The organism is Methylobacterium sp. FF17 (genome assembly GCF_025813715.1).
Taxonomy (GTDB): domain Bacteria; phylum Pseudomonadota; class Alphaproteobacteria; order Rhizobiales; family Beijerinckiaceae; genus Methylobacterium; species Methylobacterium flocculans.
Window position 1 is genome coordinate 1177866 of the sequence record NZ_CP107532.1, and the last position, 23856, is coordinate 1201721.

The following is a 23856-nucleotide window of genomic DNA, read 5'->3' on the forward strand; positions in this document are numbered from 1 at the left end:
ATCCGCTCATGTCAGGGCCGCGACGGCGGGGATGCCGAGCAGGCGGGATCGGCGGCGCGCGCAGCGCGACGGAAATCCAGGATGGCGGCCCCGTAGGTCTCGACGACTTCCGAGAACGGCGCCCGCTCCGCCGTGAACAGGACGGCGCGATGCTGGAAGAGCTGGCCGGGAATCGCGAGGTCGCCGCAGGAGGAGGCCGAGGGGGAAGCCTGGTCCCAGCCCTTCGGCAGCGGATGCCAGAGAAACCGGGCATCGATAGTCTGGCGCGTCGTGCCGAGGGCCTGCACGGCCCGGCCGAACGGCGTGTCCGTCGTCTCGAGGAGGCGGTTCATCTCGGGCGTCAGACGCTCGGGGACATACCAGTTCTCCGCCTCCGACAGCACGTGATCGCCGCAGGCGAGCCGGACCTGCCTGTACTTCAGGATCGCGTCGGGGCCGACGCTCAGGCGCTGGCGCGTCTCCTGGGAGGCCGGCTTGTCCACCGCGCGCTGCAGGTGTGCCGCGAGGCGGGGCGTCGCCGCCATGCCGTGGTCGGCGCACCACGCCTCCAGCGTCGCCGTGGCGGAACGGCTGGCGAGCAGCCGGGCATTCAGCCCCTCCATCACCGCCAGCACCTCCACCCGGCCGAGATAGGTGTCGGGCCAAGGCGCTGCGGTTTGGGCACGCGCGGACGGGTTTCCCATCAGGGCCAGGAGGGTCACGGCCAGGATCGCGACCGCCCGCATCAGAACTCGATCCCCACCTGCGCCTTCACCCCGGCGGCGAAGTGGTGCTTCACCGATGCCATCTCGGTGACGAGGTCGGCGGCCTCGATCAGCGCCGGCTTGGCGTTGCGGCCGGTGACGATGACGTGGAGGTCGGGGCGCCGGGCCCGGAACGCCGCCACCACCGCGTCGATGGCGAGGTAATCGTAGCGCAGGGCGATGTTGAGCTCGTCCAGCACCACGAGGCGGATCGTCGGATCGGCCATGAGGTCGAGGGCTTTCGCCCAGGCGTGCTCGGCGGCGGCGATGTCGCGGGCCTTGTCCTGGGTCTCCCAGGTGAAGCCCTCGCCCAGGGTATGCCAGTCGATCCGGTCGCCGAAAGCCTGGAGCGCATGCTTCTCGCCGGTGTCCCAGGCGCCCTTGATGAACTGGACCACCCCGACGCGCCAGCCATGGCCGAGCGCCCGCAGCATCAGCCCGAGGGCCGCCGTGGTCTTGCCCTTGCCGGGGCCGGTGTTGACGATGAGGAGGCCCTTCTCGATGGTCTTGCCCGCCACCTCGGCGTCCTGCACGGCCTTGCGCTTCTCCATCTTCTCCCGGTGACGGTCGGCCTCGGCATCGCTCATGGGGTGGCTCCGGGTTGGGGTTTCACGAACATCGGCAGGCCCGCCACCATGAAGACCACGCGGTCGGCGCGGGCCGCGAGGCGCTGGTGCAGACGCCCGGCGGCATCGCGAAAACGGCGGGCGAGGGCATTCTCCGGCACGATGCCGAGGCCGACCTCGCTGCCCACCAGCACCACCGGGCCGGGGGCCGCCGCACAGGCCGCGATCAGCGCGTCGGTGGCGGCGTCCACTGCGGCCTCGGACAGAATGAGGTTGGTCAGCCACAGGGTCAGGCAATCGACCAGCACCGGGCCGGACGCGGAGGCGACGGCCTCCGGCAGGTCGATGGGCACGTCCCGGGTGATCCAGTCGCCGGAGCGGCGCTCCCGGTGAAGGGCGATGCGCGCGCGCATCTCGTCGTCCCAGGCCTGCGCCGTGGCGAGATAGAGCCAGGGCGCAGGGCAGGCCTCGATCAGCCCCTCGGCGTGGACGCTCTTGCCCGAGCGCGCGCCGCCGAGCACCAGGGTCAGTCGGGGAGGCAGTTGCGGCATGCGCCTCCTGTGCCCGAGATCGCCCCCTCCGGTCAAAGGCGGGAAACCCCGCATCGCCGCGTTGTCAGCGAACCGGCAACCGCGTAGAAGCACAGGCTGGACGGTGCCCCGGCGACGGGGTGAAAAGGGAATGCGGTGAGGGGGCGACCCTGAAACCGCGGCTGCCCCCGCAACTGTGAGCGGAGACGGGACTGCCATCGGCCACTGGAGCGATCCGGGAAGGCGGCAGGACCAGCGACCCGCGAGCCAGGAGACCTGCCGTCCAGAGGGGACTTGTCGTCCCTCCCGCTCGATCGCGGCCGCCGGCGGGGCGGCCAGGAGATAAACCGATGTCGACCAACACCCTCGTCCTCACCGGCACCCGCACCAACGAGCGCCTCGGCGCCGTGCTCGTGGCCGCCTTCCTCGGCCTCGGCCTCGTGTTCATGGCGGGCTTCGCCCCCGCGATGGCGCTGCACAACGCGGCCCACGATTTCCGGCACAGCCAGAACTTCCCCTGCCACTGAGCGCCTCCGCTTAAGGCAGACACCCCCATGATCATCCGGCTCGTGTCGGCGGCCCTGGTCGCCGGCTTCCTCGCGGCCGTCGTCGCGACGGGCCTGCAGCTCGCGCTCACCTCGCCGCTCATCATCGCGGCCGAGCGCTTCGAGACGCAGGCGTCCCTCGCGCCCGACCAGACCTTCGGCGCGCCCGACCAGACCTTCGGTGCGCCCGAACTCGTGTCGCCCACCGCCCTGATCGTGCGCGTCCATGGCGGTCACGATCACGGCACCCGGGACCCCGCGGTCAGCGGCGGCGAGACGGCGCCCGACTGGCAGCCCGGCCCCGGCCTGCCGCGCATGGCCTTCACCGGGCTCTCCACCCTGGTGGGGGGCGTCGGCTACGCGCTGCTGCTCGGTGCCGTCCTGCTCGCGTGCAACCGCGAGCCCAGCCCGGAGACGGGCCTGCGCTTCGCCATCGGGGGCTTTCTCGCGGTCGCGCTGGCGCCCGCCCTCGGCCTCGCGCCGGAGCTTCCCGGCATGGAGGCCGCGCCGCTGGCCGACCGCCAGTTCTGGTGGGTGATGACGGCCGCCGCCACCGCCATGGGGCTCTACCTCATCGCGATCCGCCGGGCGCCGATCGCCATCGCGGGCGGCCTCGTGCTCCTCGTGGCGCCGCACCTCGCCGGCGCGCCGGAGACGAGCCACGCCGCCTCGAACCTGCCGGCGGCCTATGCGGCGCAGTTCGCCGCCCGCTCGCTCGGCATCGCCTTCGTGTTCTGGGCCGTGATCGGGCTGGCCTATGGCTGGGCCTGGGGGCTGTTCGGGCGGGACAGGCCGGCGCATGGCTGAGCCTGCACCCGAGCCCGTCACCCTCTACGTCTGCGCCACCTGCCGGGCCGCCGGCGACACCGCGGAGCCGCGTGCCGGCGCCCGCCTGCTCGCCGCCCTCCAGGACGCCGTCGGCGCGGGCGGCCATGCCGGCATCACGGTCGCGGGCGTCGAATGCCTCTCGGTCTGCAAGCGGCCCTGCACCGTGGCGGTCGCCTCGCAAGGCCGCTGGACCTACGTCTACGGCGACCTCGACGCCGCCGAGTCGGCCCGCACCATCCTGGAGGGCGTCGGCCTCTATGCCAGCACGCCGGACGGGATCGTGCCCTGGAAGGCGAGGCCGCAGGAATTCCGCAAGGGCGTCGTCGCCCGCATCCCGCCCTTTCCGCCGCTCGCGGCGCCCTGCCTCCCGGACGCCGCCGAATGACCCTCGTCGCGAAGATCCCCTGCACCATCGTCACCGGCTTCCTCGGGGCCGGCAAGACCACGCTGGTGCGCCACCTCGTCGAGAACGCGAACGGCCGGCGCCTCGCCATCATCGTCAACGAGTTCGGCGATATCGGCTTCGACGGCTCGTTCCTGGCCGCCTGCGGCATCGAGGGCTGCGGCGACGAGGACATCGTCGAACTCGCCAACGGCTGCATCTGCTGCACGGTGGCCGACGATTTCGTGCCGGCCCTGAACAAGCTCCTCGACCGGGCCGACCCGCCCGAGCACATCCTCATCGAGACCTCGGGCCTCGCGCTCCCGAAGCCCCTGGTCCAGGCCTTCCAGTGGCCGGCGATTCGCTCGCGGGTGACGGTGGACGGTGTGGTCGCCGTCATCGACGGCCCCGCCGTGGCGGCCGGCTTCTTCGCCGACGACCCGGCCGCCTCGGCTGCCCAGCGCGCGGAGGATACGAGCGTCGACCACGACAACCCGCTGGAGGAGGTCTTCGAGGACCAGCTCCTCTGCGCCGACCTCGTGGTCATGAACAAGGCCGACCTCCTCGACGCGGCCGGCCGCGCCAAGGTCCGGGCCGAGGTGACGGAGCACCTGCCCCGCGCGGTGAAGATGGTGGAGGCCGAGCACGGCCGCCTCGACCCCCGCGTGATCCTCGGGCTCGGCGCGGCGGCCGAGGACGACCTCGACGCCCGCCCCTCCCATCACGGTGAGGGCGAGGACCACGACCACGACGATTTCGACTCGGTGGCGCTCCCCGTGCGCGCCACGGCCAGCGCCGAGGATCTGGCGATCCGCGTGGCGCGGGCCGCCGAGACGGCGGGCGTGCTGCGCATCAAGGGCTTCGCGGAAGTCACGGGCAAGCCCATGCGCCTCGTGGTCCAGGGCGTCGGCGCCCGCATCGCGCATCATTACGACCGCCCCTGGAAGGCCTCCGAGCCCCGCGACGGCCGCCTCGTCGTGATCGGCCTCAAGGGCTTCGACCAGGGGGCGGTCGCCGCCGCCCTGGCGGGATAAGCCCCGCCCATGCACCTGATCCGCATCGATACGGTCTCCCTCGACGAGGGCGAAGCCGCGGTCGATCTCGGTCAGGCGCCGGGCGACATCGTCTTCCTGTCGTTCACCGATTCCGACCTGTTCGGCATGGCCGGCGCCTATGCGGCGGCCTTCCCGGCGGGCTCGGCCGACACGCCGACCCTGCGTCTGGCCAAGCTGGCGAAGCTGCGCCACCCGATGTCGGTGGACCTCTACGTCGACGGGGTGATCGCCAAGGCCCGGATCGTCGTCATCCGCTGCCTCGGCGGCCTCGATTACTGGCGCTACGGCATCGAGCGGGCCGCGGCCGCCGCCCGCGCCCACGGCGTGGTCCTCGTGGTGCTGCCGGGCGACGACCGGCCCGACCCGCGCCTCGACGGCTTCTCCACCCGGCCGGGCCTGGCCCCGGAATGCGACGCCTATTTCCGGGCCGGGGGCACCGCCAACCTGCGACGCCTGATCGGGCGGCTCGCCGCCGAGATCGGGCTCGCCGGGACGGTCGAGCCGCCCCAGCCCCTGCCGCGCGGCTTCATCGCCTGCCCGGGCTGCGGCCCCGTCGATCTCGCCCAGGCCCGCGCCGCCGGACGGCCGTTCCAGACCGGCCGCGGTGCCATCGAACGCTCGGACCGGAAGAGTCGCGACGGGCGCCCTCTCCAAGAAGGAGAGGGTTGGGGTGAGGTGTCGTGCATCTCCGCAGAGGCCACACACCTCACCCTGTCCCTCTCCGCGCGGGAGAGGGAACCCGAGCCGGAAAGCCCGACGCAGGGGCATGGCCGGAGGCTGGAGCCAGCGGACGGACGCCATGGCGAAGCACCGCTGGCGCTCCTCGTGGTCTACCGCTCCAGCGTCCTCTCCGGCGACACCGCCCCGATCGCCGCGCTCGCCGACGCGCTCCAGGCGCGCGGCCTCGCCGTGCTCGCGGTGGCGGTCTCGAGCCTGAAGGACCCGGCCGCGATCGCCCCGCTTCGGGAGGCCATCGCGGCGCACGGTCCCGCCATCGTGGTGGCCGCCACCGCCTTCTCGGCGCGGGACGATGCCGGCTTCGTCCTCGACGCGGCCGATTGCCCGGTGATCCAGGCCTTCAGCATCGGCGCGGCCCGCGATGCCTGGACCGCCTCGGCCCGGGGCATGGGCGCGGCGGACCTCGCCATGCAGGTCGCCCTGCCGGAATTCGACGGCCGGCTCTCCGGCTTTCCGATCTCCTTCAAGGAGGACGGCCCGGAGGTCGAGGGCTTCGCCGAGCGCCGGGCGGTGCCCTACGCCGAGGGCATCGCGGCGCTGGCCGACCGGGCCGCCGCCTGGGTGCGTCTCGCCCGCACGCCCCGCGCCGCCCGCCGCCTCGCCCTGGTGCTGTCCGACTACCCGGCGCGGGGCGGCCGGGCCGGCTTCGCCGTGGGCCTCGACACGCCGGAGAGCGCCCGGGCCATCGCGGCGGACCTGCGCGCGGCGGGCTACGCGGTTGGCGCCCTGCCGGAGGCGGACCCGCTGATGCGGACGCTCACGCAGGGGGATGCGCACGTGGCGGTGTCGCTCGCGGCCTATCGCGCCTGGGCGGACACGCTGCCGGACGCATCCCGCGCGGCGCTGGATGCCGAATGGGGGCCGCCCGAGGCCGACCCGGCCTGCCGGGACGGGGCCTTCCGCTTCCGGAGCGTGACCACCGGGCGCCTCGCGCTGTTCCTGCAGCCCGATCGCGGCCGGGCGGCGGATCGCAAGGCCGGCTACCACGACCCCGACGCGGTGCCGACCCACGCCTACCTCGCCTTCCACCTCGGCCTGCGCCGGGACTTCGACGCGCTGATCCATCTCGGCACCCACGGCACCACCGAGTGGCTGCCCGGCAAGGCGGTGGCCCTCTCGCCGGAATGCTGGCCGGCCCGCGCCATCGGCGCCCTGCCGGTGATCTATCCCTTCATCGTGGACGATCCCGGCGAAGCCGCGCCCCTGAAGCGGCGCCTGGGGGGCGTCGCGCTGGGGCACCTGACCCCGCAGACGATGGCGTCCGGCCTCGACCCGGATGCGGCGCGCCTGCGCGAACTCGTGGAGGAGTATTCGGCCGCCAGCGTGCTCGACCCGCGCCGCGCGACGATCCTCGCCCGATCCATCCTCGACGAGGCCGCCGCTGCCGGACTCCTGGGGAACGCGGGCATCGATGCCGGGACGCCGATGCCCGACGCCCTGGCGGCCCTCGACGCGCATCTCTGCGACCTCGGCGAGGTCACGACCCGCGACGGGCTGCACGTCTTCGGCCGCGCCGCCCCGGATGCCCCCGCGGCGGTCGCGGCCTGCGCGGGGGCCGAGCGCGACGGGCTGCTCGCCGCCCTCGACGGGCGCTTCGTGCCGCCCGGCCCCGCCGGCTCGCCCTCGCGCGGGCGCACCGACGTGATGCCCACGGGCCGTAACCTCGCCACCCTGGACCCGCGCGCCCTGCCGACCCGGGCCGCCGCCACCCTGGGGGCCAAGGCCGCCGAGGCGGTGGTGCTGCGCTACCTCCAGGACGAGGGCGAGTACCCCGCCCGCATCGTCATGGACCTCTGGGCCTCGCCGACCCTGCGCACCGGCGGCGAGGACGTGGCGCACGCCCTCGCGCTGATGGGGGTCCGGCCGGTCTGGGACCACGCCTCCACCCGCGTCACCGGCTTCGAGGTGCTGCCGCTCGCCCTCCTCGACCGGCCGCGCATCGACGTGACGGTGCGGGTCTCCGGCGCCTTTCGCGATACCTTCCCGGAGACCCTGTCGCTGCTGGCCCGCGCCGCCGAGGCCGTAGCCCTCCGCAACGAGGAGGACGACGAGAACCCCCTCGCCGCCGCCCGGCGCCGGGGCGAATCGCCCGCCCGCGTCTACGGCGCGGCGCCCGGACGCTACGGCGCCGGGGCGGGCGGCCTCGCCCTCGACGGGGCCTGGGAGGGCCGCGACGACCTCGGCCGCGCCTATCTCGACGCCACCTCGCACGCCTATGGCGGCGCGGCGGACGCGGCGGATGCGGGCTTCGCCGCCCGGGTCGCTGGGGCCGACGCCTACGTGCACGCCTTCGACGTCGCCGAACGCGACCTCCTCGACGGGGACGCCGCCGTAGAGGCGATGGGCGGGTTCGCCGCCGCCGCCGCGCTGACGGGGGCGCGCCCGGCCCTCTACAGCCTCGACGTGGCCATTCCCGAGACCCCGAAGGCCCGCACCGCCCGCGAGGATGCCGCCCGCCTGATCCGGGGCCGCCTCGCCCATCCGCGCTGGATCGCGGCCCAGCTGCGCCACGGCTATCGCGGTGCCCAGGAACTGGCCCAGGGAGTCGACGCCGTCTTCGTGCTCGCCGCCACCACCGACGCGGTCTCGGACGCCGACCTCGACCGGCTCTACGGCGCGATGATCGCCGATCCCGACACCTTCGAGGCCCTGCGCGCCGCGAACCCGGAGGCCGCCCGCGCCATCCTGGAGCGCTTCGACGACGCCCGGCGGCGCGGCCTCTGGACGACCCGGCGCAACGCCATGGCGGCCGACGAACTGCTGCCCGAGGCGGCCGCGTGAGCGCGCCCCGCCGCGTCTCGCCGGAGGCGCCGGCCCGGCGCGGCTGGTGCCCGAGCCTCGCCCGCCCGATGCCGACCGGGGACGGGCTGCTCGCGCGCATCCACCCGCCGCTCGGGCGCCTCAGCCCCGCCCAGGCGCGCGCGGTCGCGGACGGCGCCCGCTGCTTCGGCAACGGGCATGTGGATGTCACGGCGCGGGCCAACCTGCAGGTCCGGGGCGTCACCGAGGCGACCCGCTGCGGCCTCGCCGAAGCCCTCGACGCGGTCGGCCTCGGCGACGTGCGCGGGGATGGCGGGCCGCAGCGCCTGACCCTGACCACGCCGCTCGCCGGGCTCGAAGCGGACGCGATCCCGGCCCTCGCCGACGCCATCGAGGCGATCGGACGGGCGATTCCCGGGCTGCCGCCGAAGACGCTGGTCGCCGTCGAGTCGGCCACCCGAGGCCTCGCCCTCGGCGCGTCGGAGGCCGATCTTCACCTCGTCGCCGGCCCGGACGGCCTCGCCCTGCATCTGGCGGGCGAGACGACGTGGTGGGGAATCCCCGGTGCCGATCCACGGCCGGCGGTGGACGCGGCCCTGCGCCTGCTCGCCGCGAGCGGGCAACGCCGGATGCGGGATGTTTCGGCCGAGGCGCGGACGGGCTGCCTGAAGAGTCTGGGCCTACGCCACGTGCCGGGTCCCTCGGGGATCTCGACCCTGAGTCCGGGCCTGCTCGCCCTGGGCGGTGGTTCGCCGATCGGGCGTGGGCAGCTCGGGTCCCCTCTCCTGGAAGGAGAGGGACAGGGTGAGGTGCGTGGCTTCTCCGGAGATGGACCACACCTCACCCCAACCCTCTCCTTCCAGGAGAGGGAGCGCGGTGGTGCTTCACGCGCGAACCGGCATGATCCGCACGACGACGTTCTCCCGGAAGGCTCTCGCCGCTCCACCTCTCGAGACACCCGCGGGTCCCCTCTCCTGGCAGGAGAGGGACAGGGTGAGGTGCGTGACCTCCCCGGAGACGGACCACACCTCACCCCAGCCCTCTCCTTCCAGGAGAGGGAGCGCGGTGGTGCTTCACGCGCGAACCGGCATGATCCGCACGACGACGTTCTCATGGAAGGCTCGCGCCGCTCCACCTCTGGAGACACCCGCGGGTCCCCTCTCCTGGAAGGAGAGGGACAGGGTGAGGTGCGTGACCTCCCCGGAGATGGACCACACCTCGCCCCCGCTCTCTCCTTCCAGGAAAGGGAGTTCCGTCGCGTTTCGGATCTGCCGTCAGATCCTGCCCGGACCACGATCTCCGGACGACACCGACCGCCGGCGCCGGCGGACGGTCCCCGCGCCCTTCTCGTGGACGCCCCCTTCGGCCGCTGCACGGCCGACGCCCTCGCGCGCCTCGCCGACGCGGCGGACGCCGCCGGGGCGAACGACCTGCGCCTCTCGCCGACCCGCGGGTTCCTGCTCGTCTGCTCCGACCCCGGAGCCGCCGAGACCGCGCGAAAGACCCTGGCCGCGGCCGGCTTCCTGACCGAGGCCGACGATCCGCGCGGGGCGGTGGCCGCCTGCCCCGGCGCGCCGGCCTGCGCGTCCGGCTCGACGCCGACGCTGGCGGATGCCGCCCGCCTCGCGGAGGCGTTCCGGCCGTTCGCCGCGCGAGGCCTGCGCGCCCATGTCTCGGGCTGCGCCAAGGGCTGTGCCCATCCCGGGGCGGCCGACCTCACCCTCGTGGGGCGGGACGGCCGCTACGACGTGGTGCTGTCCGGGCGACCCGATGCGTTGCCGGCGACGCGCCTCCCTTTCGAGGCCGCGCTGGAGCGCGTAAGGAGGGCGGATTCGGCACGATCCCTCGCTGAGATCCTCCCAGAACACACGCCAGGACCAGGACCGTCATGAGTTCCCGCCTCGACTACCTGCGCGACGGAGGGGCGATCTATGCCCGCTCCTTCGCGATGATCCGGGCGGAGGCCGACCTCAGCCGCTTTCACGGCACCGCCGAGCGGGTCGTGGTGCGCATGATCCATGCCTGCGGCATGACGGACCTGCCCCGCGACGTGGAGGCCTCGGAGGATTTCGCCGCCGCCGGCGAGGCCGCCCTGAAGGCGGGCGCGCCGATCCTGTGCGATGTCCGCATGGTGGCCGACGGCGTCACCCGGGCGCGCCTGCCCGCCGACAACCGGGTGATCTGCACCCTCAGCGACCCGCGCGTGCCCGGGATGGCCGGGGCCATGGGCACCACCCGCTCGGCCGCCGCCATGGAATTGTGGCGCGAGCACCTGCCCGGCAGCGTGGTCGCGGTCGGCAACGCCCCCACCTCCCTGTTCCGGCTCCTCGAGCTGCTGGACGAAGGCGTGCCGCCCCCGGCCGCCGTGATCGGCATCCCCGTGGGCTTCGTCGGCGCCGCCGAATCGAAGGAGGCCCTCGCCCGCGACGGCCGGGTGCCCTTCATCGTGGTGCACGGACGGCGCGGCGGCAGCGCCATGACGGCGGCGGCGATCAACGCGCTCGCCCAAGAGATCGAGTGATGGAATCCGGCGAGCGGCTTCCCCCCGGGCCGGCGGAGCGCACCGACGCGCCCCGCGCGGTGACCACCGGCACCCTGTACGGCGTCGGCATGGGGCCGGGCGAACCGGACTACCTCACCGTCCGCGCCATGCGGGTGCTGGAGCGCGCCCCCGTGCTCGTGCATTTCTGCAAGAAGGGCCGGCGCGGCAACGCCCGCACCATCGCGGACGCGGTGCTGGCGCCCGAGCCCGCGCGCGAACACCCGCTGGTCTATCCCTACACCACCGAGCTGCACCCCGAGCATCCCGACTACGTCGCGGCGCTGGCCGCCTTCTACGACGACGCGGCGGGGCACCTCGCCGACCACCTCGGCGCGGGGCGCGACGTCGCCATCCTGTCGGAGGGCGACCCGTTCTTCTACGGCTCGTTCATGCACCTGTGGCGGCGCCTCAAGGACCGCTTCCCCGTGGAGGTGGTGCCCGGCGTCACCGGCATGTCCGGCTGCTGGACCCGGGCCGGCACCCCGATCACCTGGGGCGACGACGTGCTCACCGTGCTGCCCGCCACCCTGCCCCAGGCCGACCTCGCGCAGCGCCTCGCCCGCACCGACGCGGCCGTGATCATGAAGCTGGGGCGCCACCTGCCCAAGGTCCGCGCGGCGCTGGCGGAAGCCGGCGTGCTGGAGCGCGCCGTCTACGTGGAGCGCGGCACCATGGCGGGCGAGCGGGTGATCCCGCTCATCGACAAGCCCGACGACGTGGCGCCCTACTTCTCCATGGTGCTCCTGCCCGGCGAGGGGCGCCGGCCGTGACCGGGTCGCTCACGGTCATCGGCCTGGGGCCGGGCGACCCGCGCCTGCTCACCGGCGCGGCGGAGGACGCCCTCGCCCGCGCGCAGGACCTGATCGGCTACATCCCCTACGTCGCCCGCGTGCCCGAGCGGCCGGGGCTGATCCGCCACGCCAGCGACAACCGGGTCGAAGTGGACCGGGCCCGCCACGCCCTCGAGCTCGCGGCCTCCGGCCGGCACGTGGCGGTGGTGTCGGGGGGCGATCCCGGCGTCTTCGCCATGGCGGCGGCGGTGTTCGAGGCGGTGGAGGCCGGCGACCCGGCCTGGGCGCACCTGCCCATCACCGTCGAGCCCGGCATCACCGCCATGCTGGCCGCCGCCGCCCGCCTCGGCGCGCCGCTCGGGGGCGACTTCTGCGCGATGTCGCTCTCGGACAACCTCAAGCCGTGGGAGGTCATCACGGCCCGGCTGGAGGCGGTGCTGCGGGCGGATTTCGTGGTCTCGCTCTACAATCCGATTTCCTCGGCACGCCCCTGGCAGCTCGGCCGGGCGCTCGAACTCGCGGCCGGAATCCGGCGCGGCGACACCCCCGTGATCTTCGCCCGCGCGGTCTCGCGCCCCGACGAGGCGATCCGGGTGCTCACCCTCGACGAGGCGCGCGCCACCACCGCCGACATGGCCACCGTGGTCATCATCGGCGCCTCGGCGACGCGCCTCATCCCGCGCGGCGAGGCGACGCCCTTCGTCTACACGCCCCGCAGCGTGCCGGCGGCGTGAGGGGCGCGGCCGCCCCGACCCGCCCCGCAGGGTCAGCGGCCCTCGGGTCGGAGCGCCACGATCCGGGCGAGGGCCGCCGCCGCGTCCGGCACACTCGGCACTGCGGGCTTCTCCGGGCGGGACACCATCACCACCGGCAGCCCGAGCGCCCGCGCGGCGGCGATCTTGCCGTAGGTGGCGCCGCCCCCGGAATTCTTGCTGACCAGGATGTCGATGCCGCGCGCCACCAGGAACGCCGCCTCGGCGGCGTCGTCGAAGGGCCCCCGCGCCCGGATCGCGGTGAAGCGCGGCACGGCGAGCGCCAGGTCCTCGATGGCCCGCGCCACGTAGTCGTGCTGCGGGGCGGCGGCGAAGGCCGCGACCTCCTGCCGGCCGACCGTGAGGAAGACCCGGCGGGGGACGGGCCCGAGCGCCGCCGCCGCCGCCGCCATGTCGGGGACGCCGATCCAGCGGTCGCCGGCCTCCGGCGTCCAGGCGGGGCGGCGGATCGCCAGGAGGGGAACGCCGGTCAGGGCGCAGGCCCGCGCCGCGTTGGCGCCGATGCGCGCCGCGAAGGGATGCGTCGCGTCGACGACGAGGTTCGTGCCCTCCCGCGCGATCCAGGCCGCCAGACCCTCGGGCCCGCCGAACCCGCCGGTCCGGACCGGGACGGGCTCCGCCTTCGGCTGGCTGGTGCGGCCGGCGAGCGACAGGGTCGGGGCGAAGCCCGCGTCCAGCGCCAGCAACCCGCGCACCAGCGCGCTCGCCTCGCCGGTGCCCCCCAGGATCAGGATCCGCATGCCGCCCTCACTCGCTGGCGCCCTTCTCCATGAGCGTTGAGTCGGAGTCCACGCCCTGGCTCACCATCGTGGGCATCGGCGAGGACGGCCGCGCGGGCCTGAGCCCCGCCGCCGCCGCCGCCCTCGACGGGGCGTCCCGCGTCTATGGCGGGCGCCGCCACCTCGCCCTGGCCGCGCCCCTGGGCGCCGAGACGCGGGTCTGGCCGAGCCCGATCGCGGACGCCTATCCGGACCTGCTGGCGCGGCGCGGGACACCGACCTGCATCCTCGCCACGGGAGACCCGTTCCACTACGGCATCGGCGCCGAGATCGCCCGGCTCGTCCCGGCCGGGGAGATGCGGGTGTTCCCCCATGCCTCCGCCTTCAGCCTCGCCTGCGCCCGCCTCGGCTGGCCCCTGGCCGAGACCGCCTGCCTGACCCTGCACGGGCGCAGCCTGCCCCGCCTGATCCCCCATCTCCAGCCCGGGGGCCGCCTCCTCGTCCTGTCCTGGGACGGGTCGACGCCGGGGCGGGTCGCCGAACTCCTGCGCGCGCGGGGCCTCGGGGCCTCGCGCCTCACCGTGCTGGAGGCCATGGGCGGCCCGCGCGAGCGCCGCCGCAGCGCGACGGCCGACGATTTCGGCCGGGGCGACGTCGATCCCGGCGACATCGACCCGCTGAACACCCTCGGCATCGCGGTCGCCGACGCGCCCGAGGCCGAGATCGTCCCCCTGAGCCCCGGCCTCGAGGACGCCTGGTTCGAGAATGACGGGCAGCTCACCAAGGCCGACATCCGCGCCGTGACCCTCGCCGCCCTGCGCCCGCGCGGCGGCCAGGTGCTGTGGGACGTCGGGGCGGGGGCGGGCTCCATCTCCATCGAGTGGATGCTGCGCCACCCGAGCCTGCGCGCCGTCGCGGTCGAGGCGAATCCGGGCCGCGCCGCCCGCATCGCCCGCAACGCGGAGCGCCTCGGCGTGCCGGACCTGCGGGTGGTCGAGGGGCCGGCGCCGCAGGCCCTGGCGGGCCTCCCCTCCCCCGACGCCGTCTTCATCGGCGGCGGGATCACCCGGCCGGGGCTGCTCGACGCGGCGCTGACGGCCCTGCGCCCCGGCGGGCGGCTGGTCGCCAACGTGGTGACCCTGGAGGGCGAGGCGGTGCTGCTCGGGGCCTTCGCGCAGCGGGGCGGCAGCCTCAAGCGCCTCGGCGTGGCCCATGCCGACCCGGTCGGCCCCCTCCATGGCTGGCGCGCCGCGATGCCGGTGACGCAATGGGCCTGGGTCAAGCGATGAGCACCGCCCCCGACATCGTCGCCGGGCTCGGGTTCCGCCACGCGACCCCGGCGGCGGAAATCGTCGCCCTGGTGGAGCGCGCCTTCCGCGAGGCGGCCCTGCCGCTCGCGCGCCTGCGCCACCTGGCCACCGCCGCCGACCGGGCCGGCGAGCCCGCGATCCGCGCGGCCGCCGCGCAGTTCGGCCGCGCCCTGGTCCCGGTCCCGCCCGAGGCCCTGGAGGCGGCGGATGAGGGGGTGGTCACCCGCTCCGCGCGGATCGTCGCCGCCCGCGGGGTCGGCTCGGTGGCCGAGGCGGCGGCGCTGGCCGCCGCCGGCCCGGGTGCGACCCTGCGGACCCCCCGAATCGCCAGCGCCGGGGCGACCTGCGCCCTTGCGCTTCGCGCGCAATCCGTCACGCAGGCGCCATGACCGTTCACTTCATCGGCGCCGGCCCGGGTGCCGCCGACCTCATCACGGTGCGCGGGCGCGACCTCATCGCCCGCTGCCCCGTCTGCCTGCATGCGGGCTCCCTGGTGGCGCCCGAGATCCTGGGCTGGTGCCCACCGGGCGCCCGCATCGTCGATACCGCGCCCCTCGACCTCGACGCCATCGTCGCCGAATGCGCCGCCGCCCACGCAGCCGGGCAGGAGGTCGCCCGCCTGCATTCGGGCGACCTCTCGATCTGGAGCGCGCTGGCCGAGCAGACCCGCCGGCTGACCGAGGCCGGCATTCCCTTCACGGTGACGCCGGGCGTGCCGTCCTTCGCCGCCGCCGCCGCCCTCCTGCGGCGCGAACTCACGGTGCCGGGCCTCGCGCAATCCGTCGTCCTCACCCGCACCACGGGCCGCGCCAGCGCCATGCCGGAGCGCGAGACCCTGGCCGCCTTCGCGGCCACGGGGGCGACCCTGGCGCTGCATCTCTCGATCCACGTCATCGACGCGGTGGTGGCCGAGCTGACGCCGTTCTACGGGGCGGAGTGCCCGGCGGCGGTGGTGTTCCGCGCCACCTGGCCCGACGAGCGCGTGCTCACCGGAACGCTGGCGACCATCGCCGGCGAGGTCGCGCGCGCCGGGCTGGAGCGCACCGCCCTGATCCTGGTCGGCCCCGCCCTGGACCCGTCGGGGTTTCGCGAGAGCGCCCTCTATTCGACCGACTACGACCGGCGCTTCCGCCCGACCCGCGAGACCGTTCTGGCCGCGCGCGCGGACAGAGACCGGCGTTGAGCGTCCCCGGCCTCCTCGTCGCCGCGCCCCGGTCGAGTTCCGGCAAGACCACGGTGACGCTGGCCCTGATGCGGGCGCTCAGCCGGCGCGGCCTCGCCGTGCGCGGCGCCAAGTGCGGGCCGGACTACATCGATCCGGCCTTCCACTGGGCGGCCACAGGCCATCCGAGCTTCAACCTCGACAGCTTCGCGATGCCGGAGGCCATGCTCGACGCGGTGGCGGCGCGGGCCGCCGTCGGGGCCGACCTCGTGGTGGCGGAGGGCTCCATGGGGCTGTTCGACGGCATCGTCGCCTCGGAAGGCCGCACGGGCGCCAACGCCGACATCGCGGCCCGCTACGGCTGGCCGGTGATCCTCGTCCTCGACGTCTCCGGCGCGGCGCAATCCGCCGCCGCCCTCGCGCTGGGCTGCCGGGCCTACGACCCCCGCATCCGCATCGCCGGCGTCATCCTCAACAAGGTCGCGAGCCCCCGCCACCGCCGCCTGGTGGAGGCGGGCCTGAGCCGCATCGGCATGCCGGTGCTCGGCGCCCTGATGCGCGACGCCAGCCTCGTCCTGCCCGAGCGCCATCTCGGCCTCGTCCAGGCGCGGGAGACCGGCGACCTCGAGGCCCGCCTCGACCGGCTGGCGGACCTCGCCGAGGCGGGGCTCGACCTCGACGCGATCCGGGCCGCCGCCGCCGGGGCCGCGCCGCCCCCCGGCGCGGGCATCCTGCCCCGGCCGCCGGGCCAGCGCATCGCCATCGCGTCGGATGAGGCCTTCTCGTTCCTCTACCCGCACATGGCGGCGGGCTGGCGGGCGGCGGGCGCCGAACTCGTCCCGTTCTCGCCGCTGGCCGACGAGGCCCCGCCGGCCGGATGCGACGCCTGCTGGCTGCCCGGCGGCTACCCCGAACTGCATGCGGGGCGCCTCGCGCAGGCGCAGCGGTTCCTCGGTGGCCTGCGGGCTTTCGCGGCGACCGGGCCGGTGCACGGCGAGTGCGGCGGCTACATGGTGCTGGGCGAGAGCCTGGAGGACGCCGCCGGGGAGACCCACGCCATGGCGGGCCTGCTGCCCGTGGCGACCTCCTACAAGGCGCGCCGCCTGCACCTCGGCTACCGGGTCGCGACCCTCATCGCCGACGGCCCCCTCGGCCGGGCCGGGGATCGCCTCGTCGGGCACGAGTTCCACTATGCCAGCGAGCGGAGCGACGCGCCGACGCCGGAGACCGCCCTCGCCGCCGTCACCGACGCGGAGGGCGTCGCCCTCGGACTCGCCGGCCACCGCCGGGACCGGACCACGGGGAGCTTCTTCCACCTCATCGGCTGACGGCGCGACCGCCGGGTTTTCCGGAGGCTCGTACCGGATCCCGTTGACGGCTTGAGGGCCCCTCCCGAGGCCCCATGGGTTCCCTCTGCTTCCAGGCAGGGCGATCAGGTTGTCTGCCCCGGGCGCGGTGGTGACGGCTGGCGCTATCCGGCGTTCGAACCACGACGGCGTCCCCTCCCCCTTGCGGGGAGGGTCAGGGTGGGGGTGCCGGCACGCCGGTTCTGAGTTTCCGCGAACCGGATCGCCAGGAGTGCTTCAGCTTCCGAAGTAAGGCGCCGGCACCCCCACCTCCGGCTCCTCCCCGCAAGGGGGAGGAGAGCGGTGCTGGACCTTTGTAGGCTTGCGCTCGTGCGATCGGTTTCCCTGCCCCGAAGGCGGACGTGAAGGCCGGCGAGATCCGGCGTTCGAACCGCAACGGCCTCCCCTCCCCCTTGCGGGGAGGGTCAGGGTGGGGGTGCCGGCACGCCGCTCCTGAGTTCCCGCAACCCGGATCGTCAAGAGCGCGCTAGCCTTCGAAGCGAGGCGCCGGCACCCCCACCTCCGGCTCCTCCCCGCAAGGGGGAGGAGAGCGGTGCCAGGTCGATGCAGATTAACGCTCGTGCTATCGGCCTCTTCTGCCCGAGCACAGTGGTGAGGGCCGGCGAGATCCGGCGTTCGAACCGCAACGGCCTCCCCTCCCCCTTGCGGGGAGGGTCAGGGTGGGGGTGCCGGCACGCCGCTCCTGAGGTCCCGCAAACCGGATCGCCAAAAGCGCCTCAACGTCCGAAGTAAGGCGCCGGCACCCCCACCTCCGGCTCCTCCCCGCAAGGGGGAGGAGAGCGGCGGTCGACGGACTCGGGTTCGTACTGGGGCGATCAGTCTTTTCTGCCCGAGCGGGGACCTGAAAGCTGGCGAGATCCAGCGTTCGAAACGCAACGGCCTCCCCCTTGCGGCAGGTCGACCGCATAGGGCGTCCGGCGGCGTCGAAAGCCCCGCCACACTGTGTCGTCCCAGAGCGACGCAGCAGAACCCGAGCGCCGGAAACACAGGTTCGGCGAGGTCCCGCTCTGGCAGCGGCTCTAAACTCCGGGCTCAGCTGCGGTCCCCCCGGAATGACACCGCTTGCCATCTCCGATCGCCCTGCCTGAAAGTCTCGACGTTGCAGACCGACGGAATCGGAATCCGTAAGACTCCTCGAAAACCTCGCGCGCCAGGACATCGCGGCGGGCGTTTCCCACGCGAAAACGGCCCGCGCTCCGGCGGGTCATGCCGCGCGGCTCTGCGCGTCGGCCTCCTCCCCGGGGCGCGCTCCCGGGCAAGCGGCGCCACCGGAACCGCGCGGGCGCGGGTGCCGGCCCGGTGTGGACGCCTACTCGGCGGCCGCTGCCGGAGCCGCCGGGGCGGCCGGAGCCGCCGGGGCCTGCTTGCCCATCTTCGAAGCCGTGCGCACGATGGCGAGGACGTCGCGCCGCAGCTGGTCGTCCTCGATCAACGCGTAGGCGCGCAGCAGCTCGATGGCGCCCTGCGCACTCAGGAAGCCGAAGACGTCGGACTGCGTCCCGCCGACCTCGTCCTCCTCGAAGAAGGCCGAGACCGGCACCTCGAGGAGACGGGCGATCTCGCGCAGACGGCCGGCACCGACCCGGTTCTGGCCCTTCTCGTATTTCTGGACCTGCTGGAAGGTCACACCCACGGCAGTGCCGAGGGCGGTCTGACTCAATCCGCGCGCCTTGCGCAGGGCGGTGATCCTCAATCCGACGAGGCGATCGACGTCGGTGGTCTGCTTAGGCATCATCTCTCGGTTCAGTCCCTATAGAAAAGCTTGGCCCCGGCCCGGACCTGTCACCAGGGCAACCAGCTTTGAACGCTTTCGTACGAACTCGTGCAGGATTCCGTAAGTTCACTCGCCAGGAAATCATGGCCTCCTCCCGTCGATTGGGCAAGCGGTCACAAACTATCCTTGACAGCAATCGAGTGCCGCCGGGTGTTTTACTCCGCGTCAGCATCAAAAATGCCCGTTCTGACAGCTTGACCACACCGTCGGCCCCCAACGCAAGCCAGATGCTGCGGTTTCCCGGACCGGCGCCCGGTCCGGCCCCTTTGCGCGGCCGATGCGCCCCGGCCGTGGCCTTTGGCGTGCGCCCGCCCCAGGTTAGACCGTCGGGCGGGACGTCCCGGACAGCACAAAACCCCAGGTGGATCATGTATATCGCGATGAACCGGTTCAAAGTCGTCAAGGACGCGACGCAAGATTTCGAGCAGGTCTGGCTGGGCCGGGACTCGCATCTCGGCGAGATGCCGGGCTTCGTCGAGTTCCACCTGCTGCGGGGTCCGGAGCACGAGGACCACGTCCTCTACGCCTCTCACACGATCTGGTCGTCGAAGGCCGACTTCGAGGCCTGGACCCGCTCGGAACAGTTCCGCAAGGCCCATGGCCGGGCCCCCTCCACCAAGCCGCTCTATCTCGGTCATCCACAGTTCGAAGGGTTCGAGACCATCCAGACCGTGGCGCGGCCCGCCTCGGAAGCGGTGGCCTGACGGACCAGGCACCCGGCGGCCGGCCTCGGGTCGGCCGCCATCGGACCTGCGAACGCATCGACCGGCCCCGGAAACCGGTGATTCCGCGCCGAATAAACCGTTTCGTTCAGTTAACGTTCGGTTACGGCACGCTATCGGACAGTCCACGGCAAGGCACAGCCTCAAGGATTGGACGCTTCCCCCACGGGCCTCGCACCGGTCCCGCGCGATCTCGCGTGGGGACGGCACGGGGCCGGGCGGCGTCTTCGAGGCTGGGAAGAACCGGCGTGTTTGCGTGTCGGGGGGTCCGAACCTTGCGGATATCCCCCGGAAACCGGGTCGGGCGGGCGCTTCCGTTCCAACCCGGGACAGTCACCGCATCAGGCTGGGACATGGCGCTCCAGATGTTTCACGATCGCATTCCCGACGTCTTCGAGAAGCTTCCGGTGCCCCGGTCGCGGCGCGAAGTCTGGGCCGCGCTGCTGCCGCGCCGCCGGCGCGCCGCGTTCCGTGCCGGCCTGTCGGCGGCGACGGCGCTCGCCGACCTCGTCGGGATCCTGGGCATCGCCGCGCTGGTCGACGTCGCCTATTACCTCTCTCTGCACGGCGGGCTGCCGGCGGTGAGCACCAGCGGCAGCTTCGAGCTCGCCGCGCTCGTCGCCCTGTTCGTCCTGCTGACCAACCTCGTGCGCGAGGATTACAGCGTCGAGACGCTGCTCACGGACCGGCCGCACCTGACCCGGGTGGCGGCGGTCTGGGTCGGCGCCTGGGCCATCGCCCTGGTGATCGGCTTCGCGACGAAGACGACGCAGGATTATTCCCGCCTCGTCTCCCTCGGGATCTTCGTCACCGGCCTGCCCGGCCTGATCCTCGTGCGCGCGGCCATGCTGGGCGTGGTGCGCCGGGCGGTGACGCCGGCCTCCGCCTCGATCAACCGGGTCCACCTCGTCGGCTACGAGGAGGATATCACCCGCTTCTACGCCAACAACGACGCCGAGGCCCTCGGCCTGCGGGTGATCGGGACGAGCTACCTGCGCCGGATCGATCCGTTGGGCGACGACACCTCGCGCCGGGCCCAGCTGTCGGAGGACCTCGATCTGGCCGTCTCGGTGGTCCGCTTCCTGCGCCCCGACGACGTCTTCGTGCTGGTGCCGTGGTCGGAGGCCTCCGACATCGAGCGCTGCATCGACGCGTTCCTGCGCGTGCCCGCCGCCCTGCACCTGCGCCCCGGATCGGTGATGGACCGCTTCCCCGACCTCAAGCTCGCCCGGGTCGGCCGCCTCTCCGGCATCAATATCGGCCGCCGCCCGCTCTCGATCGGCGAATTGTTCCTGAAGCGCTGCCTCGACGTGAGCCTGGCCCTGGTGGCCCTGGTGCTGCTCGCGCCGCTGTTCCTCGTGGTGGCCGTGCTGATCCGGCTCGACAGCCCCGGCCCGGTCTTCTTCCGGCAGAAGCGCTACGGCTTCAACCAGCAGCCCTTCGGCGTGTTCAAGTTCCGCAGCATGCGCACCGACGGCGACACCGTGTTCCGGCAGGCCACCCGCAACGACAACCGCATCACGCCCATCGGGGCGCTGCTGCGCCGCTCGAACATCGACGAACTGCCCCAGCTCCTCAACGTGCTGCGCGGTGAGATGTCCCTGGTCGGGCCCCGCCCCCATGCGCTCGCCCACGACCGCAGCTTCGAGAACCGCATCGCCCTCTATGCCCGCCGCCACAACGTGATGCCGGGCATCACGGGCTGGGCCCAGGTCAACGGCCTGCGCGGCGAGACGCTGACCGATCTCGACATGGAGCGCCGCGTCCAGCACGACCTGCACTACATCGACAACTGGTCGGTCTGGCTCGACATCCGGATCATGGTCATGACCGTGTTCTCGCCCCGCGCCTACCGGAACGCCCGCTGAGGCCCGGCCGCACGGACGAATCCGCGGCGATGAACGCAACCGAAGCGTACGGCTTCCTGCGGCGAGGATGACGGTCGTGGCGAACTGGCTCTCAGGCAGCAGTGCGATGGCGCGGGACATGCGCGCCCGCGATTGGTCGGCCACCCCGTTCGGACCCATGGCGCAGTGGCCGCTGCCGCTGCGCGTCGCGCTGAGCCTGGTCCTCGACCACCCGCTCCCGATGGTGCTGTGCTGGGGGCGGGACCTCATCATGTTCCACAACGACGCCTACCGCCCCCTGCTCGGCCGAAAGCCCGACGCGCTCGGTCGTCCCTTCCTGGAGGTCTGGGACGAGGCGTCCGCAACCGTCGCCCCGCAGATGCACCGCGCCCTCGCGGGCGAGGCGACCCGGCTGGAGGACGCGGCCTTCACGCTGCAGCGGCTCGGCCATCCGGAGGACGCCTACTTCAACTACACCTTCAGCCCGGTCCGGGACGAGGCGGGGTCCGTGGTCGGCGTGCTCAACACCGCCTTCGAGACGACGGAGCATGTGCTCGCCCGGCGGCGGGGCGCCGCCGAGCAGGACGCCCTCCGCGAGAGCGAGGAACGCCAGGCCTTCCTGCTCACCCTCAGCGACGCGCTGCAACCGCTCTCGGATGCCACCGACATCCAGCAGGCGGCATCGGACCTGCTCGGCGAACACCTGGACGTCAGCCGGATCATGTACGCCGAGGTGTACGGGGTGGGCGACGATGCGGAGGTCATCATCCGCAGCCAGCACATCCGCGAGGGAGACCGCTTCCCGGAGCGCTTTCCCTACAAGATGGTCAGCGAGGGGTTCGCCGACGAGACGTTCCAGGCCAACGGGCGCGTGGTCGTCGCCGACGTCGCCTCCGACCCGCGGCTCCGTGAGGATGTGCGGCAGGTCTGGCTGGCGGGCGGCATCGCCGCGCAGGCCGCGGTGCCGCTGCTGAAGAACGGGCGGGTGGTCTGCGCGATCGGCGTGCATTCCAGCCGCCCCCGGGACTGGTCGTCCGCCGAGGTCACGCTCATCGCGGAGGTGGCCGAGCGCACCTGGGCGGCCTCCGCGCGCGCGCGCGCGGAGGCCGCCCAGCGCGAGACCAAGGCCCGCTTCGCGCAGTTTGCCGCCTCGGCCTCGGACGCGCTCTGGATGCGGAACGCCAGGACGCTCGCCATGGAGTACGGCAGCCCCGCGATCCAGGCGATCTACGGCGTGCCCCCCGAGGCGATCCTCGGCCCGCCCCGGCGCTGGGCCGCCCTCATCGTGCCCGAGGATCGCGCCGCCGCCCTGGAACGCCTGGAGCAGGCCCGGAACGGCCAGTCCGTCACGCACGCGTTCCGCATCGTGCGCGGCTCCGACGGAGCCTTCCGCTGGATCCAGGCCACGAACTTCCCCCTCTACGACGAGCAGGGCCGGATCGCGCGCGTCGGCGGCATCGAGCAGGACATCACGGACGCCCGGCAATCGGCCGAACACCAGGCGATCCTGCTGGCCGAACTGCAGCACCGGGTCCGCAACCTCCTGGCCATGATCCGCTCGGTGGTCGCCCGGACGGGCAACACCGTGGACAGCGTCGCGGAGTACCGCGACCGCCTGGAGGGCCGCCTGCGCGCCCTGGCCCGGACCCAGACCCTGCTGACCCGGACGGCCAATGCCGGCGTGGACCTCGCCACCCTGGTCCGCGAGGAGGTCGAGGTCCAGGCGGAGCACGACGGGCAGTTCCGCCTGTCAGGCCCCCCGCTCCTGCTGGCGCCGAAGGCCGCGGAGGTGCTGACCCTGGCCGTCCACGAACTCGCGACGAATGCGCTGAAGTACGGGGGCCTGGCCGAACCGAACGGCCGTGTCACGGTTGCGTGGAAGGTGGTCTACGAGAGCGGGGAGCCATGGCTGCGCTTCGACTGGATCGAGGACGGCGGCACCGCCGTCGCGCCTCCGCGGCGCCAGGGATTCGGCACGGAGCTCATCACGCGGCGCGTGCCCTACGAACTGCACGGGCGGGGCCGGCTGGATGTCGAACCGGCCGGCGTGCGCTGCCGCCTGGACTTCCCGCTGGTGTGGGGCGACAGCATCCTGGAAACCGATGCCGCGACCTTGCAGACCACGATTTCGGGAGGCGAACTGGACATGACCGGTGAAGCGAACCTTTCCGGCGCGCGGGTGCTCGTCGTCGAAGACGACTACTACCTGGCCCTCGATACCCAGCGGGCCCTGCAGCAGGCCGGCGCGGTCGTGCTCGGCCCCTGCCCGGACGAGCGCACCGCCCTGCAGGTGATCGAGCATGACAGCCCCGGCTACGCCGTGGTCGACATCAACCTGGGACAGGGCCCCGCCTTCACGGTGGCAACGGCCCTGCAGGGCCGGGGGGTCCCGTTCGTGTTCGTCACCGGCTACGACGACGTGGTGATCCCGGCCGCCTTCTCGGAGGTGGCGCGACTTCGCAAGCCCGTGGAGCTCCGCCAGGTCGTCCGCGCCATCGCCCAGAAAGCCGCCGACGCCCCGTCCTGAGACCGCTCATCGGCTGCAGGGCCCGGACCCGCTGCGGCGCCCCGGAACGACAGCGTGGTGCCATCTGCAGGCGCCCTGCCGGGAAGGAAGCGGGGACCCGCGGGTTTTTCCAGAGGTGGGGCGGCGAGAGCCTTCCGAGAGAACGTCGTCGTGCGGATCATCCCGGTTCGCTCGT

At 73.6% G+C, this 23856-nt stretch carries 21 protein-coding genes and 1 riboswitch; of the genes, 16 read left to right on the forward strand and 5 right to left on the reverse strand.

Annotated features, from left to right (window positions below):
- Nucleotides 1-11: 11 nt before the first annotated feature.
- From OF380_RS05355 to cobU, 3 genes are read right to left on the reverse strand one after another with little or no spacing between them, the layout of a single operon-like run.
- A complete protein-coding gene (locus OF380_RS05355; protein WP_264049732.1) occupies nucleotides 12-725 on the reverse strand; it encodes a hypothetical protein in 714 nt (237 codons plus the stop codon).
- A complete protein-coding gene (cobO, locus tag OF380_RS05360; protein ID WP_264049733.1) occupies nucleotides 725-1330 on the reverse strand; it encodes a cob(I)yrinic acid a,c-diamide adenosyltransferase in 606 nt (201 codons plus the stop codon). Before cobO ends, OF380_RS05355 begins: the two co-directional genes overlap by 1 nt.
- Entirely contained in the window at nucleotides 1327-1860 is a 534-nt protein-coding gene (cobU, locus tag OF380_RS05365) for a bifunctional adenosylcobinamide kinase/adenosylcobinamide-phosphate guanylyltransferase (protein ID WP_264049734.1), read from the reverse strand. Before cobU ends, cobO begins: the two co-directional genes overlap by 4 nt.
- Before the next feature lie 84 nt (nucleotides 1861-1944).
- A riboswitch (cobalamin riboswitch) is annotated at nucleotides 1945-2137 on the forward strand.
- A gap of 52 nt (nucleotides 2138-2189) precedes the next feature.
- Here cobU and OF380_RS05370 point away from each other — a divergent pair.
- Genes OF380_RS05370 through cobJ form a run of 9 tightly spaced genes read left to right on the forward strand, consistent with a single transcriptional unit; the run spans nucleotide 2190 to nucleotide 12214 of the window.
- Entirely contained in the window at nucleotides 2190-2366 is a 177-nt protein-coding gene (locus OF380_RS05370; protein ID WP_055947494.1) for a CbtB domain-containing protein, read from the forward strand.
- Between the two features lie 27 nt (nucleotides 2367-2393).
- Entirely contained in the window at nucleotides 2394-3191 is a 798-nt protein-coding gene (locus OF380_RS05375) for a CbtA family protein (protein ID WP_264049735.1), read from the forward strand.
- Nucleotides 3184-3597 carry a DUF1636 domain-containing protein gene (locus OF380_RS05380; protein WP_264049736.1) on the forward strand — a complete coding sequence of 138 codons (414 nt, stop codon included), beginning with the start codon at nucleotides 3184-3186 and terminating at the stop codon, nucleotides 3595-3597. Before OF380_RS05375 ends, OF380_RS05380 begins: the two co-directional genes overlap by 8 nt.
- The gene (gene cobW, locus OF380_RS05385; RefSeq protein ID WP_264049737.1) at nucleotides 3594-4628 is read left to right on the forward strand and encodes a cobalamin biosynthesis protein CobW; all 1035 of its coding nucleotides are present in this window, start codon (nucleotides 3594-3596) and stop codon (nucleotides 4626-4628) included. The genes OF380_RS05380 and cobW overlap by 4 nt, the downstream gene beginning before the upstream one ends.
- Nucleotides 4629-4637: 9 nt before the next feature.
- Entirely contained in the window at nucleotides 4638-8168 is a 3531-nt protein-coding gene (gene cobN, locus OF380_RS05390) for a cobaltochelatase subunit CobN (protein ID WP_264049738.1), read from the forward strand.
- On the forward strand, nucleotides 8165-10039 hold the full coding sequence (locus OF380_RS28750; RefSeq protein ID WP_264049739.1) for a hypothetical protein: 1875 nt from the start codon (nucleotides 8165-8167) through the stop codon (nucleotides 10037-10039). Before cobN ends, OF380_RS28750 begins: the two co-directional genes overlap by 4 nt.
- Nucleotides 10036-10668 (forward strand): precorrin-8X methylmutase, encoded by a 633-nt coding sequence (locus OF380_RS05400; protein WP_264049740.1) that lies wholly within the window; start codon nucleotides 10036-10038, stop codon nucleotides 10666-10668. The genes OF380_RS28750 and OF380_RS05400 overlap by 4 nt, the downstream gene beginning before the upstream one ends.
- A complete protein-coding gene (locus OF380_RS05405) occupies nucleotides 10668-11459 on the forward strand; it encodes a precorrin-2 C(20)-methyltransferase (RefSeq protein WP_264049741.1) in 792 nt (263 codons plus the stop codon). Before OF380_RS05400 ends, OF380_RS05405 begins: the two co-directional genes overlap by 1 nt.
- Nucleotides 11456-12214 carry a precorrin-3B C(17)-methyltransferase gene (gene cobJ, locus OF380_RS05410; protein WP_264049742.1) on the forward strand — a complete coding sequence of 253 codons (759 nt, stop codon included), beginning with the start codon at nucleotides 11456-11458 and terminating at the stop codon, nucleotides 12212-12214. Before OF380_RS05405 ends, cobJ begins: the two co-directional genes overlap by 4 nt.
- 32 nt (nucleotides 12215-12246) lie before the next feature.
- Here cobJ and OF380_RS05415 read toward each other — a convergent pair whose 3' ends face one another.
- Nucleotides 12247-12993 (reverse strand): cobalt-precorrin-6A reductase, encoded by a 747-nt coding sequence (locus OF380_RS05415; RefSeq protein ID WP_264049743.1) that lies wholly within the window; start codon nucleotides 12991-12993, stop codon nucleotides 12247-12249.
- A gap of 29 nt (nucleotides 12994-13022) precedes the next feature.
- Here OF380_RS05415 and cbiE point away from each other — a divergent pair, with 29 nt between their 5' ends.
- From cbiE to OF380_RS05435, 4 genes are read left to right on the forward strand one after another with little or no spacing between them, the layout of a single operon-like run.
- Nucleotides 13023-14261, forward strand: coding sequence for a precorrin-6y C5,15-methyltransferase (decarboxylating) subunit CbiE (gene cbiE / locus OF380_RS05420; RefSeq protein WP_264049744.1), 1239 nt, complete (start codon nucleotides 13023-13025; stop codon nucleotides 14259-14261).
- Entirely contained in the window at nucleotides 14240-14671 is a 432-nt protein-coding gene (locus OF380_RS05425; protein WP_264049745.1) for a cobalamin biosynthesis protein, read from the forward strand. The genes cbiE and OF380_RS05425 overlap by 22 nt, the downstream gene beginning before the upstream one ends.
- The gene (cobM, locus tag OF380_RS05430) at nucleotides 14668-15465 is read left to right on the forward strand and encodes a precorrin-4 C(11)-methyltransferase (protein ID WP_264049746.1); all 798 of its coding nucleotides are present in this window, start codon (nucleotides 14668-14670) and stop codon (nucleotides 15463-15465) included. Before OF380_RS05425 ends, cobM begins: the two co-directional genes overlap by 4 nt.
- The gene (locus tag OF380_RS05435) at nucleotides 15462-16772 is read left to right on the forward strand and encodes a cobyrinate a,c-diamide synthase (protein ID WP_264049747.1); all 1311 of its coding nucleotides are present in this window, start codon (nucleotides 15462-15464) and stop codon (nucleotides 16770-16772) included. Before cobM ends, OF380_RS05435 begins: the two co-directional genes overlap by 4 nt.
- A gap of 1348 nt (nucleotides 16773-18120) precedes the next feature.
- Here OF380_RS05435 and OF380_RS05440 read toward each other — a convergent pair.
- Nucleotides 18121-18546, reverse strand: coding sequence for a helix-turn-helix domain-containing protein (locus OF380_RS05440; protein ID WP_264049748.1), 426 nt, complete (start codon nucleotides 18544-18546; stop codon nucleotides 18121-18123).
- Between the two features lie 407 nt (nucleotides 18547-18953).
- On the opposite strand from OF380_RS05440, the gene OF380_RS05445 reads away from it, so the two are divergent.
- The 3 genes from OF380_RS05445 to OF380_RS05455 all read left to right on the forward strand — a co-directional run bounded on the left by OF380_RS05445 (nucleotide 18954) and on the right by OF380_RS05455 (nucleotide 23681).
- Nucleotides 18954-19289, forward strand: a complete 336-nt coding sequence (locus OF380_RS05445) for an antibiotic biosynthesis monooxygenase family protein (RefSeq protein ID WP_264049749.1) — start codon at nucleotides 18954-18956, stop codon at nucleotides 19287-19289.
- Nucleotides 19290-19672: 383 nt separating this feature from the next.
- Nucleotides 19673-21175 carry an exopolysaccharide biosynthesis polyprenyl glycosylphosphotransferase gene (locus OF380_RS05450; RefSeq protein ID WP_264049750.1) on the forward strand — a complete coding sequence of 501 codons (1503 nt, stop codon included), beginning with the start codon at nucleotides 19673-19675 and terminating at the stop codon, nucleotides 21173-21175.
- A gap of 76 nt (nucleotides 21176-21251) precedes the next feature.
- Nucleotides 21252-23681 (forward strand): HWE histidine kinase domain-containing protein, encoded by a 2430-nt coding sequence (locus tag OF380_RS05455; RefSeq protein WP_264049751.1) that lies wholly within the window; start codon nucleotides 21252-21254, stop codon nucleotides 23679-23681.
- Nucleotides 23682-23856: the final 175 nt, after the last annotated feature.